Source organism: Nocardiopsis tropica (assembly GCF_042660575.1).
Taxonomy (GTDB): domain Bacteria; phylum Actinomycetota; class Actinomycetes; order Streptosporangiales; family Streptosporangiaceae; genus Nocardiopsis; species Nocardiopsis tropica.
Map to the genome: position 1 here is coordinate 40,593 of NZ_JBHSUF010000022.1, position 12,841 is coordinate 53,433.

The 12,841-nt window shown below is 71.8% G+C and carries 11 protein-coding genes and 1 pseudogene; 2 read left to right on the top strand and 10 right to left on the bottom strand.

Going from position 1 to position 12,841, the window contains the following annotated elements:
- Positions 1–278: 278 nt before the first annotated feature.
- From ACFQBR_RS27850 to ACFQBR_RS27865, 4 genes and pseudogenes are all read right to left on the bottom strand, one after another.
- Positions 279–779, bottom strand: a pseudogene (locus ACFQBR_RS27850) (SAM-dependent methyltransferase); the annotation flags it as partial.
- Positions 776–1,870, bottom strand: coding sequence for a ribosome small subunit-dependent GTPase A (gene rsgA, locus ACFQBR_RS27855; RefSeq protein WP_344177984.1), 1,095 nt, complete (start codon positions 1,868–1,870; stop codon positions 776–778). The pseudogene ACFQBR_RS27850 and the gene rsgA, both read right to left, overlap by 4 nt.
- A 455-nt stretch (positions 1,871–2,325) precedes the next feature.
- Positions 2,326–2,667, bottom strand: a complete 342-nt coding sequence (locus ACFQBR_RS27860; protein ID WP_344177987.1) for a hypothetical protein — start codon at positions 2,665–2,667, stop codon at positions 2,326–2,328.
- Between the two features lie 208 nt (positions 2,668–2,875).
- The gene (locus ACFQBR_RS27865; RefSeq protein ID WP_344177990.1) at positions 2,876–3,478 is read right to left on the bottom strand and encodes a DUF6199 family natural product biosynthesis protein; all 603 of its coding nucleotides are present in this window, start codon (positions 3,476–3,478) and stop codon (positions 2,876–2,878) included.
- Between the two features lie 237 nt (positions 3,479–3,715).
- Between ACFQBR_RS27865 and ACFQBR_RS27870 the strand changes: the two genes are divergently transcribed.
- Positions 3,716–4,300 (top strand): hypothetical protein, encoded by a 585-nt coding sequence (locus ACFQBR_RS27870; RefSeq protein ID WP_344177992.1) that lies wholly within the window; start codon positions 3,716–3,718, stop codon positions 4,298–4,300.
- Positions 4,293–7,169, top strand: coding sequence for a tetratricopeptide repeat protein (locus tag ACFQBR_RS27875; protein ID WP_344177995.1), 2,877 nt, complete (start codon positions 4,293–4,295; stop codon positions 7,167–7,169). The genes ACFQBR_RS27870 and ACFQBR_RS27875 overlap by 8 nt, the downstream gene beginning before the upstream one ends.
- Before the next feature lie 153 nt (positions 7,170–7,322).
- Here the strand turns inward: ACFQBR_RS27875 and ACFQBR_RS27880 are convergent, their stop codons facing one another.
- The 6 genes from ACFQBR_RS27880 to ACFQBR_RS27905 all read right to left on the bottom strand — a co-directional run bounded on the left by ACFQBR_RS27880 (position 7,323) and on the right by ACFQBR_RS27905 (position 12,807).
- The gene (locus tag ACFQBR_RS27880; protein WP_344177997.1) at positions 7,323–8,117 is read right to left on the bottom strand and encodes a nucleotidyltransferase domain-containing protein; all 795 of its coding nucleotides are present in this window, start codon (positions 8,115–8,117) and stop codon (positions 7,323–7,325) included.
- Positions 8,118–8,248: 131 nt separating this feature from the next.
- Positions 8,249–8,902, bottom strand: coding sequence for a hypothetical protein (locus ACFQBR_RS27885; RefSeq protein ID WP_344178000.1), 654 nt, complete (start codon positions 8,900–8,902; stop codon positions 8,249–8,251).
- 150 nt (positions 8,903–9,052) lie between these two features.
- Complete coding sequence (locus tag ACFQBR_RS27890; RefSeq protein ID WP_344178002.1) at positions 9,053–10,099, bottom strand: hypothetical protein; 1,047 nt, start codon at positions 10,097–10,099, stop codon at positions 9,053–9,055.
- 364 nt (positions 10,100–10,463) lie between these two features.
- Positions 10,464–10,769 (bottom strand): hypothetical protein, encoded by a 306-nt coding sequence (locus tag ACFQBR_RS27895; protein ID WP_378554833.1) that lies wholly within the window; start codon positions 10,767–10,769, stop codon positions 10,464–10,466.
- A 356-nt stretch (positions 10,770–11,125) separates the two neighbouring features.
- Complete coding sequence (locus tag ACFQBR_RS27900; RefSeq protein ID WP_344178008.1) at positions 11,126–11,821, bottom strand: alpha/beta fold hydrolase; 696 nt, start codon at positions 11,819–11,821, stop codon at positions 11,126–11,128.
- A gap of 302 nt (positions 11,822–12,123) precedes the next feature.
- Positions 12,124–12,807, bottom strand: a complete 684-nt coding sequence (locus tag ACFQBR_RS27905) for an NAD(P)H-binding protein (protein WP_344178010.1) — start codon at positions 12,805–12,807, stop codon at positions 12,124–12,126.
- Between the last annotated feature and the right edge of the window lie 34 nt (positions 12,808–12,841).

Consider the following 12,841-nt stretch of genomic DNA (forward strand, 5'->3'; position numbering starts at 1 on the left):
GTGTCGTCGTGGGGGCGGAGCAGGTAGGTGGCGTAGTCGTAGTCGCTGCCGTACCGGCGCCGCATGTCGATCTCTGCCCGGTGTGCGGCCAGTGCCTCCGGCATGCCGGGGTACTGCGGGTCCGCGCGGGCGATGCGCTGGGTGAGGGGCGTGTAGTACTCGTCCCACCAGTCGCTCTCGGGCAGCGGCCAGTGCGCGAGCACCTCATAGCCGGCCGCCCGCGCGGCGGCGGCGTTGGCGGCGTGGGTGCGCAGCGGGTAGGCCGCCTCCCAGTAGGCGCGCGCGGCAGCTGCCGGATCGGGGCCGGTCCATTCGATCTCGGTGAGGGCCAGGACGCCGTCGGGAGCCAGCAGGCGTCGCCAGGAGCGCAGGGCACGGTCGAAGCCGATCGTGTACACCGACCCCTCGGCCCAGATCAGGTCGAAGCTGTGATCGGGGACGGGCAGCGTGTCCATCGAGCAGTTGAGGACCCTGACCTGCTCGTCCAGGCCCCGGCGGGCCGCCTCGGCAGCGAGGCTGTCCAGGAACGGCTGGTGCAGGTCGACCGCGAGCACGCGGGCGCCGGCCTCTTCGGCGAGCAGCAGGGCGGCGCGGCCGGGGCCGCAGCCCGCGTCGAGCACCCGCGGGCGCTCGGGCAGAGGACCGGCCGCCCTGAGCAGGCGGCGCGTGGTGGCGTCCGACCCCGGGCCCTGCCGGGGCAGGTCGTGGTGCAGGGACAGGAGCGCCTGCGTCACCGGGTCGTCGCCGGCGCCCTGGTGGGTGTTGTCGGTGTCCTTCACTGCTGGCGCTCCCGGAACCGGTAGGTGGCACGCAGGTGCCGGGTGATGTCCTTCTTGTCGGCTTCGCGGCCGGCGCGCAACCGCGCGTCGGTGCGGGAGGCGGCGTAGGCGTTCTCCCGGAGTAGCCGGTGGTAGCTGTCCAGACGGCGGTGGGGGATCTCTCCCGCCTCGACGGCTGCCAGCACCGCGCAGCCCGGTTCACTCGTGTGGGAGCAGTCGGCGAACCGGCACTCCTGGGCGAGGTGTTCGATCTCGGCGAAGGTCTGTTCCAGGCCGCCCTGGGCGTCGTGCAGGCCGATCGCCCGCAGGCCGGGGGTGTCCAGCAGCACGCCCCCGCCGGGCAGCGGGAGCAGCTCCCGCCAGGACGTGGTGTGCCGTCCCTTGCCGTCCGCCTCGCGCACGGCGCCGGTGGCCAGCAGGTCCTGGCCCAGCAGCCGGTTGCCCAGGGTGGACTTGCCCGCCCCGGAGGGGCCGAGCAGCACGATGGTGCCGTCGAGGACGGCGGTCAGGACGTCCAGGCCCTGCCCGGTCCGGGCACTGGTGACCAGCACGTCCACACCGGCGGCCACCTGTGACACCTGTTCCTGCGCCGAGGGCAGGTCCGCGCACGCGTCGGCCTTGGTCAGGACCACGACCGGTTGGGCGCCGCTTTCCCATGCCAGGGCGAGCATGCGTTCGGTGCGGCCGTGCTTGAGCGGTGCGGCCAGGGAGACCGTCACCACGACGGTGTCGACGTTGGCGGCCAGGAGCTGGCCGTGCGAGGTCCGTGAGGCCGAGGCGCGCACCAGGGTGGTGCGCCGCTCCAGGACCTCGTGCAGAACCGGTGCGGCGCCGGTGAGGGGACGCAGGGCCGCCCAGTCACCGGTACACGGTGCCGTCAGCGGATCGCTCTGGTCCGCGGCGCCGGGGAGGTCCGCGCGGACGGTTCCGGTGTCGGTGACGGCTTCGCACGAGCCGCGGTCGGCCCGGACGATGCGGGCCGGGATCAGCCCGTCGGCGCGATAGGGGGCGAAGGCGCGCTCGCACGCCTGGTCCCAGCCGTAGTCCGCCAGGGAGTACGGCTGAGCATGATGCGAAAGGGATGGAGACAACGTAGAGACCCTAGAAAAGGGGCCCCGATGAGCACGGAGTACCGCCTCCTGTGAGCCGTCAGGGCTCCGACAGGGGGATCAGCGTCAGGTCAGACCGGGGCCCGGGACGTGAGGATGGTCCAACGGGCGCTGCACAGGGCAGCGGCCTTCACCGCAGACATCAACTCACCTCCCATTTCTGGTCCCGCAGCCGACCGGGTTGTCTCTGCGCCGGTAATGGTAGCACGAAGGCGAGAAGCCCCGGCCTGTCGCGCGGGGACCTGCCTGACCGGGCCATCACACGGGGTCACCGCGAGGCGGAGCCGGTACATGCCAGAGCCTCCGGTAAAACCGGAACGGGACAGAGGGATCGACAGCTGACCGGTACGGGGGTCACGGCCGGGGACCACCGGCACGGCCGTGAGGGGGCAAGCGCAGACGGGTCCGTGCCTGTGCCGCGGCCGGGACGGGGTCGGCTACAGGGGCTCCAGGGCGGCGGAGGTCATGACCGCCGCGTACACGACGCACACCAGGGCCAGGAGCAGCGTGCCCACGATGCGGGTGCCGCGGCGCGTACGGTACCCCTCCAGCACCAGCATCATGTACAGGAACGACACCGGCAGGGCGGCGTAGAGCAGGTACAGGGCGATGGACAGCAGCGGCCCGTCCCAGGGGTGCGCGCCGTTGGCCGTGGCCATGTACGCACCCATGACCAGGACGAAGGCGCCGCCTCCCAGTACGACAACCCCGACGGCCCACAGGGGGAACGCGAGCCAGGGGTGACGGTCCAGGAAGGCGGCCGGTTCGGTGTATGCCATGCGCCCATTCTGGCCAGGGGCGCGGCCACGCACATGAGTAGCCGTACCCGGGTGCCGCGGCCCTCTGCCTCGGCGGAGCCGGGCGTGCGGTCCGCGTGAGGCGACGCGTCTACGCGCCGGGCCCGCGCGGGCACGCGGGCGGTGGCAGAGGGGGACCGCCCACCGCGGAGCGCCGGGCGCGGTGCCCGGCGTCCGGTCCACCGCGGGCTCAGGAGCAGTTCTCCTCGCACGGCCAGACCGGCTCGCCGTCCACGTCCACGACCTGCCGCTCGCCCACCGTCACGTCGGACCTCACCTGGGCACGCAGGACACGGAGTTCCCCGCAGCAGGAGACGTCGCTGGAGGAGATCGTGGCGCTGACGGTGACGGTCTCCTCGTCCTCCTGCACCACCCTGGCGAAGACCTGTCTTCCGGTACAGGCGCCCGGAATGACGTAGAGCGCGAACCCGGAACCGTCCTGGCTGTACCCGCTGATGCGCCCCTGGTCGGAGGCCGCTGTGGTCAGGCGATGGGTGTCGGGGTCGGCGTCGGCCGGCTCGAGCTCCCCGGCCGGGGCCGAGGGGGAGCGCTCCTGACGTGGAGAGGCGGAGTCCGAGCCGGACAGGTCGAAGGCCTGCACCCACGCCACCAGACAGAGCACGACCATCACCACCGCGCCCAGCCGGTAGAGCGAGAAAGCGGTGTCGCTGGGCTCGTTGGCCTCGGGATCGCGGTAGGCCCAGGCCCTGACGTACCAGTGCACTCGGGGTTTGACGGCGACCAGGACGAACCATCCGAGGGGGACGAGCAGGAACAGGTGCATCAGGTTCATGGGACCTCCAGGGGACAGGGCTGTCAGGGGTTCGAGGCGCGAGGTGAGGGGGCCCGCGTTCGCGTGGGGACCCCGGTCATGGGGGTGCGCCGATCTGCCGGTGGGCAGAGGGGCCGCGACGACGATAGTGGGGAGCGCCGACCGGGACGCATCGTGAGCGCCCGGCCGGTGGCGGACAGGAACCCTTGCCGGCAAGGCGTTCCCGTGTCACCGCGGGATGGTAGAAGGGATCTGTCCATGACCCGGCCCGAGCCCTCGAACCGCGCTCGCGCGGTCGGACAGGCGATCGTTGCGACACGGCCGCCGCCGATGCGCGAGCGGCTTCCCCCGACCACCCCGTTGAACGAGCACGCAGAGGTGTCGATGTTTGAAGACCTGGTGAAGGACGGTGTGGCCGTGGTGGTCAACGCCATGGCGACCGACGCATGGCCGCTCGCCCGTGACGGGGTGGTGCGGCTCTTCCGGAGGAAGGGGGAGGAGGAACAGCAGGCCGTCGCCAGGCGCCTGGACGAGGACGCGGAGCTGCTGGCCCGAAGCGACGCCGACACCGCACTCGAACTGCGTACCGGCCTCGCGCCGCACTGGCGGGTCCGGCTGCGTCTGCTGCTCGAACAGAACCCGGAGATCGCGGAGGAGCTCCGGGCCCTGGAGGCGGAGATCCGGAACGCCACGGGTCAGGCACCCCAGACGGTCCAGAACAACACGGCCAGGGACGGAGGCCAGGTCTTCGGAGCGCTCCACGGCAACGTCATCGTCCACCAGCTGCCCCCGGACCCGGGACGGCCCGAAGGCCGGGGCACCGAAGGGCCGCTGGATGGATGAGGAAGGCCGGGACCGGCACTCCGCCGCCGACCGTGTCCCCCCGGTGCGGCAGGTCGTCAGCGCCGAGAACGGCGGCTACGCCTACGCGGTCGCCCACGGCGACATACACGTCAACCAGCAGTCGGGCCCCGTCTACCTGCTCCACGAACACCGCCGCCCGACAGCGCCCGAGGAGGGAGGCCCGCTCGAACGCCCCGGCCACCTGCTCGACGCCCGGTCCAGGGTCGTCGGCTTCACCGGCCGCGCGGACGAACTCGCCGACGTCACCGCCTGGAGGGACGCCGACGGCCCCCGGGTCTCGGCGCTGTGGGTCCACGGCCCCGGCGGGCAGGGCAAGACGCGGCTGGCCATGGAGTGTGCCGACCGCGGGCTCGACGACGGGTGGAAGGTGGTCACGGCCGTCCACGGCGCCGGGGCGGTCTCGACCGACCACGCAGGGCAGGATCTCGGCCTCCGGGGGGCCAGGGGGCTGCTCCTGGTGGTCGACTACGCCGACCGCTGGCCGCTCACGCACCTGAACTGGCTTCTCAGCAACTCTCTGCTGCACGCGGATGTGCCCACCCGGCTGCTGTTGCTCGCACGGTCGACGGCCATGTGGAGCCCGGTCCGGCACAGCCTGGAGAAGGCGTTCCACGCCCGCACGCGGAGTCTGGCACTCCCACCCGTCCGGAACGGCGCCTCTCAACGCGAGGAGATGTTCACCGCCGCCCGTGACTCCTTCGCGCGCCGCTACGGGGTGTCCGACCCCTCTGCCGTTCCGGCGCCTGCCAGGATCGGCGATCCGGAATTCGGTTCGGTCCTCACCCTGCACATGGCCGCCCTGGTGGCTGTGGACGCCCACGTCCACGGGGTCAGGCCGCCCGAGGACGCCGTAGGGCTGTCGACCTACCTCCTGGACCGTGAAAGGGAGCACTGGACACGCCTGTACGAGAACGCCGCCGCGGGCCTGGACTACGCGACGGCACCGGGGACCATGCACCGGTCGGTCTTCACGGCCGCGCTCACCGGGGCCCTGCCCTACTCCCAGGGCGTGACCGTCGCCGACCGCCTCGGTTTTCCCGATCCGCACCGACTCCTGGCCGACCACAGCGTCTGCTATCCGCCCGCGGAGCCGGAGAAGGTACTCGAACCGCTCTATCCGGACCGCTTCGCCGAGGACCTGTTGGCGGTCGCCCTGCCAGGGCACGGCATCCCGGAGCACCCGCCCTCGCCCTGGGGACGGCACACGGTGGACCTCCTCGTCGACACGGCCGCCCCCGACCGGCGCCCGACCTATCTGCCGCGCGCGTTGACCTTCCTGGTGGCGGCGGCCGCGCCCGACCGGTGGCCCCATGTCGCGGGCCACGTCGAAGACCTGTTGGGACGCGATCCCGCGCTCGCGACCTCCGGCGGCGGCGAGTGCCTCGCGGGGCTGGCGCTCCTGGACCTCTCCCTGGAGACGCTGGAGTCCGTCGAGGCATGCTTCCCGGACCACCGCCGGATCGACCTGGACGCCGGTATCGCCGCGCTGGGCAAGCGCATCGCGGGTGAACGCCTGCAGAGGATCGACGATCCGGCGGAGGAGGCACGCGAGTACCGCCTGCTCGGCCTGAGGATGTCCCGGGCAGGCCGCCACGAGGAGGCCCTGGTGGTGACGGAGAGGGCGGTCGACCTCCACCGGACCCTCGCCGCGGAGGACGCCCGCGCCCACGAACCCGAACTGGCCCGTTCCCTGACCCAGTCGGCTCGGCACCACATGGACCTGGGGAACTGGAGGGAGGCCTTGAGCGCCGGCGAGGAGGCCGTGAGGATCCACCGGGAGCTGCCCGCCGACGACATGAGTGCTCGCGCCTCCGACTTCGCCACGGCGCTGAGCCAGACCGCCGACCTGGTCGTGCTCGACCGGCGGTGGGACGACGCGCTGTCCCACCAGCTGGAAGCGGTCCGGCTCCTGCGCGCCCGCACGGTTCCCGAAGGCTCCTTGGAGGAGGCGGAGCTGGGGAACGCCCTCAACGACCTGGGGGTTCTCCTGGAGACCCTCGGGCGCTGGGACGAGGCGACCGTCGTCCTGGAGGAGGCCATCGGGATCCTCCGCCGTTCCGTCGAGCTCCGTCCCGGTGTCCACGAACCCGAGCTGGCCCGCCTCCTGAACTCCTACGCGTCCGTGCTGCACTTCCTTCGCGAGTCCCAGGAGAGCGTGCGGTGGTTCGAGGAGGCCGGCCAGGTCATGCGGGAGCTCGAGCGGGTCAACCCCGAGGCCTTCGCCGCCGACCTGGCCGCGGTGCTCGGAAACCTGTCGACGACGCTGCGGCGTGTCGACCGGTGCTCGGAGGCCGCCGCGCTGGCGGCGGAATCGGCCGAACGGTACCGGCGGCTGGCGACGGCCCGGCCTTCCCTGTACCGGCGAAGGTACGCGGACGCCCTGACCCACCAGGCCGACTGCCTCGCCCACCGCAAGCACTGGCACGAGGCGGTCCTGGTCAAACGCGAGGCCAGGGAGCACTTCTGGCGGGCGGGGCTGGAGGGGGCGATCGACCCGACACTGATCAGCAGGGTGGAGGCTGCCGAGCACGTCCGCAGGGCCGATCTCCTGCGCAGGGACCAGCCGAGCTGGGCCCCGGAGGACCACTGGATCATGCTCCTGGACCAGGAAGAGGTCTGGAAGGGCAAGGACGGGGTCGTCCGCCAGATCTCGGAGATGGACCACTCCCACCGGAGGAACGTGCTGCGGTTCATCCTCTCCCAGCCCCAGGGGATCTTCGAGACCCTGATCCGGACCGAGAGCGACCAGCCCGAGGACTGGCGTCCGGACGACACCCCCGAGACGTGGCTCGTCCGCCGCCCCCTGGTCCGGGCTCTGGACCGTCTCGTGAACGGGGGCCCCGGCTGACGGGTGGACCTGCTCCGCATCGACGAGCTGGGCTGCACGGAGCTGGACCGGCGCGGGCCGAGCCGCTGCGGGCCGACCCAGGACCCGTCCCGCGGCGAAGGTCGCAGCCGCATCCGACGCATCCCCGTTCGGTGACCCGCCGGAGCGCTTCGGTCAGGTCGGCCGGTCGATGACGTCGTGGAGGTAGCGGACGGCAAGCCGTTCGGCGGTGCGGCGGTGGTCGAGGGCGGCTCCGGTGTCGTCGCGCCAGCGTCGGTAGAGGTCGACCGTGGCGAGGATGGCCCGGCCGGCCTCGTGGGCGTCGTGACCGCAGAGTGTCGCCCGCAGCTCCCGGGCCTCGTCCGGTGCGACGGATTCGAGGTGGCGGACGCCGCGGGACGGCGCTCCCGCGCGCTGCGCGGCCAACGGGCCCAGCACGGCATCGCGCAGGTAGCCGAGAAAGCCGATGACCTCGAACAACTCTCCGCGGCCGAGCTTCGCGGCACCGTAGTGCACCCATATCCAGAACCGGTCCTCGATCCACTGGAGGTCGAGCGGATCGGTCGCGAGCGGGTGCGCCGCGAGGACGTCGGCCAGGGCGCCGTTCCGGTCCCACAGGATGGCGGGGTCCTCGACGCGCTCGGCGAAGTCGCGGACCCGCACGAACTTGAAGTCGACATGGAGAAGAGGCGGGCCGACCAGAGTGATGATCAGACGGGGTTCGCCGACGTGCTCCCCGGTGAATCCCGCCACGAGGTCGGTCCACGAGCCGATCAGAGCGAGGCGCTCGGCCATGACGGAGTCGAACGCCTCGTCCTCGACGGCCACGACCAGATCGACGTCGGAGTAGATGTCGGACAGTCCTCCCGCGATCGAACCCGCGACGGCCACGCCGGCAATTCTCGGCTCCTGCCGCATCCCGGGAAGCACATCGTCGAGGAAGCGGCGGTGCGGGGAGGGCATGTCCATGGAGTTCCTTCCTGCGCGAACAAAGTTTTCGAACGTATCACACCGTTCGGCAGGGGTTTCGCAGGCGGTATCCGGTGAGCGCCGCCGGGTCACGACGGCCGGCACCGTTGCGGCGCTTCAGGCGCCCGGCCTCACTTCGGGGCGGTTCTCGGCGAGCCCCCAGGCGTCCGCCAGTGTGCTCCGGATATGTTCTCCAGGCGGGACAGGGAAGCGAAGCCCGGCGCGGCCACGTGGACCTCCCACCCGGAGTCGGGATCGACCTCGACGATCTCCGCGAGCGCACCGTCGCCCAGGAAGATCCTGCAGCCCGGCACCGGCCACTTCCAGGCGCCGAACGCGACTTCTTCCATGGGGGAGAGGATCTCCGGCAACGCTTCGTCGGGAACCGCGGGCGCCCACGTCCTGGCGGCGGCGCCGAAGGCGGCTTCTCTGACGGTGTTGTGGACGAGAAAGTCCGCGAGCCGTTCCGGGTTCCTCTCCACGGGGTCGTATTCCTCGGCATCGAAGACGCTGTCCGGCTCGTCCGGGTCGATGCACCAGCGCCAGTCGGCCGTCGAGTCCACCATGAAAACGGCCTTGCCGTCGGCGGGAAGAATTTTCTCGGGTGGAATCATCGACGTCGTGTGGGTGATCCGGGTGTCCCACCGGCGGGCCAGAGTGTGCCAATCCTTCAGCGGACCGGGGAGCCAGTCGCAGGAATCGGGAAGCGGTGCCGCGCGTCTGCTGGGCGCGCCGTACCAGGTGTGCAGGAACTCGGTCAGGTCGATGGTCCCGGGATCGATCACACGGTCATTCTCCCGTGGGAGTCGACGGTTCATGGCGTCGTGCCGAGAGCGCAGATCACGGGGTTGACCGTGGACATGGGGCGGATGCCCCCTCCCCGGGCGGGAGCGGGGCCGCAGACAGCGGTGCGCGGGCGGCCGCCGTCCGGGCGCTCACTGCATCAGCTCGGTGTGCGGGTGCTCCGGGTCCGCCGGGCAGATGTAGAGCTGCTGTCTGTAGCCGCTGGCGATCTGGACCGCGGTCGGCATCCTCGGGTCGGGGCAACCGGGGCGTTGGGACGACACAGCGGTCAGGTCCTCGTGCGGAACCCAGGTCTGGTCTCTGCTGTCCCATTCGAACGTGGCGACGGTCAGGAGCGGGTCCATCCCGGTGCCGCAGGCGGGGCAGAACCGGGGAACGGGGTCCGTGGGGCCCCACGGCGCCCAGCCGCCGACCTTCCAGCCGGGCGCCACGGACAACTCGTCCTGGTAGAACTCCTCCGGGGCGGGCGCGTAGGACCTGTCCGGGGCGGCGCCGGCCGCCTCCCACGTGCTCCACCGCCCCAGCAGCTCCTGCAGGTCCTTGCCCAACTCCAGGAGATGGGGGTACTCGGTGACCTGCTCCGGCTCGATCAGGCACGGCTCGGGCAGGTAGCCCGGGTACTGCACCGCCGCCGGTTCCGGGGGTGCGGTGCGGACGCCGGTGACCGCGGCCGAGGACCGCCAGACCAGCGCGGTTCTGGGCATGAACGTGTCCGGTGGGTGGTCGAAGGGGCACCACAGCACCTGGAGCAGGTCCGCCCCCGCCGGGGCGGGCAGGTCGGGCACGTCGCGCGCGTACAGTTGCGCGAGCGGCAGCATCGCCACCGAACCGTGGTGCGGCGCGATCGGTGGGCTCGTGAGCGGATAGGCTCGGGACTCCAGCTGCCCGAGCGTCTTCTGCTCCTGCGGGGTCCTGTTCCTGCCGCGCACGGCGGCGCGTAGCCGTTCCAGTCTCAGGTCCACCAGGGACATGTCCAACGCGAAGCCCCGCTCGTGGGGCCCGTCGCAGTACGGCCACGGCTCGCTGGTCGGCCACAGCAGCGGACCGCCGATCGAACTGTCGGGGACGGACGGTGAGCCTGGGCGGGGGTGCAACCGGGTCGTGGTGCGCGCCAGCGGCGCCAGTCGGGGGGCGACATCGGTGATGTCGACCGGTCGCGGGGGTGTGGTGCGGGGCATGGCGGCTCTCTGTGGGACAGGTCGGTCCCGGAGGCCGGTCCACCTGCGGTCCCGGCGTTCCGGACGACGACTGCGCTGGACGGCGGTCGGGTTGTTCCGCCGGAGGGCCCGACAGTAGCGGCCACCGGTGACAAGGCCCGGGGCGGTGTCCTGCTGATCACGCGTTGCGTGCAGGCACACCCCGCTTCCGACCACCCTGACCGCGGAGCTGCTCATCCCTGCCCGCGCCCGGAGCCGGTCGAGGAGGAGGGCTCCTCCGCCGTTGCGGTGCGGTTCCCCGGAGTGCTTCCAGAAGCGCCGTTGGCCGTCTCTCGGCCTGGTCCGACCGGATGCCTGGTCCCGGGCCGTGACTTCGGGGGAGCGCTCAGGCCGGCGCGATCCGCATGACCGCGCTGTCGCCGCTCACGTCCACCACCTCCAGGACGAGGTCGTTGAGGCCGACCTGCGCGCCGGGTCCGCCGGTCGCGTGTCCCGTGGCCGCGCCGCCGGGGCCGAACGTTCCTTGCAGGCTGCTGTCGCAGGGCGCGGAGTCGCTGTTCTGGCAGCCGAAGGACACCTCGCCCGCGGTGCTGGTCATCGTGAACGCCAACGACCCGTCCGTGATCGAGTCGATCGTGAGGGTGTCGATGGCGAACTCCGGGTCGAGGTCGACCTCTGCCGGTGCGGTCACCTCCACCTCGCAGTCGCCGTCGGAGCAGGCGGCCAGATCGGTGCCGTCGGACGGTGCGACCGGGGAGGGGGAAGCCGACGGGGAGGTGGAGGGGCTGGTCGGGGGCGTTGACGGGACGCCGGCCGACGGGACCTCTTCAGGGGGCTGAGCCGGCCCGCCGCAGCCCGCCAGGGTCAGTACGACCGCGGACGTACAGAGGGCGGATAAGGCGACCGAGCGGGACGGAACGGGTGCTTTCGGTGATGTCATGGAGCCATTGTTCCCGTGCAACCTGACCTCTGACAGGAGAATCGGTGAACCGGCAGGGGTGCGTTTGGTCGGGGCCGGAGGGTTCTGGCGTGTGTGTCGAAGGTGGATCACATCGTCGTGGCGAGTTCAACGAGGTGCCCGGCTGTGCCGGCGGGATCGACGAGCTGGTGGAGGTGCGCGCCGGGCAGGCGCGCCACGCGCCAGCCGCGTTCACGCGCCTTGGCGGCAAGGCCGTCGTAGGCAGGGCTGAACTGCAAGTAGGAACAGGGATGATCGTCCCAGGAGTCGGGAACCGGGATGTGCTGCTCGTAGTAGGACAGCGGCAGGGTGGGCTGCTCCTCGGTGACGGTCCGCCGCACCAGCGGATCGGGGAACATGGGGGCGATGTCCGCCTCGTCCCACCAGTCGGTCCAGCGTGGCAGCCTGCCGTTCGCAGCCATCGGGCGGAGGAACTCCAGCACCTCGGGTGGGGCGACGGGTATCGGCCCGATCTGTGCCGGCAGTGCGGCATCGACGAAGACCGAACCGGTCACCGGGTGGTCGAGGCTCGAGCGGATCACCGGGAGGAACAAGCCTGCGTTGCTGTGTGCCACCAGAGTGACGGGACTGCCGGCCGGGACCTGCCGCAGGTCGTCGCGGACGGCCTCCGCGATCCGGGGCCAGAAGGGCGGAGCACCGGCGCCGATGTGCAGGAGGGACGGCACCCGTACCCGGTATCCCGCCGCTGTCAGGTGTTCGGCCACAGGTTGCCAGGTGGAGGGACCCACGGACGGGCTGTGCACGAGAACGAAGACCGGCTGCATGCGACGATCCTGTCCCCTGTGCCATGGGAGCCGCGACCGTGTCGGCCGACAGCAGAACGCCTGGTTCCGGCCAAGCCCGTGTCCGGCCGTTCACAGCCATGCGTCGACGGCCGGGACAAGGCCAGCCGCCTCGTATCGGACCGCGGGCCCGTCGTAGAGCGTGGCCACCGCGCGGTGCCTCTCGAGGCGGTCGGTTCCGCACTCGACCGCATGGCGCTCGCGGTGGTCGTCCGGGTCGAGACGCGGCGGCCGGCCGCCGCGGGAGCCGAGTTTCCCGCGGTTGCGCGCCTGGTCGGCCTTGCTCAGGGGAGCGCCTCGGGGATCGGTGTCGGGCCGTCGTAGAAGTTCACGGTCTGCCGGATGCCGGCGTTCGCGGTGATGACGTGGGTGATCACCTCGGCGACGTTGTCCCGGGAGGTGCGGCCCTCGTCGCCCGGCTGCCGGCCGTCGATCGTGCCGTCGGCGTCCGCGAGCCGGATCTTCCCCGTCGCCGGTTCGAGGGTGAGGTTCCCGGGGCCGAGGATCGTGAAGTCCAGTTCGGTCCCCCTCAGGTGCGCGTCGGCGTCGTGCTTGGCCTTCGCGTAGGCGTAGAAGGGGTTGTCCGGGTCGATCCTGTCCACATCGACCCCGGCTCCCGCGTAGGACACGATGACGAAGCGCCTCACGCCCGCCTTCTCGGCGGCCCTCATCGCGCGGACGGCCGCCTCGTGGTCGACCCTGGCGGTGCGCGCGGGGTCGCCCCCGCCCGCGCCGGCGGCGAACACCACGGCCCGCGCGCCGTCGAAGGCTTCCGTGAGCGCCTCGACGTCCGCCCGCTCGATGTCGAGCACGACGGGGTTGCCTCCCGCGGCTTCGACATCGGCGCTCTGGGCGGGGTCCCGGATGACCGAGTCGACGGAATAGCCCGCGCTCGCGAGCTTGGGTGCGGTGAGCAGGGCGACCTTGCCGTGGCCGCCGAGGACGACCACGCGCTCGGCATCCGACATGAGCGCCTCCTTGTGTACCGGTTGCGAGGCCGGA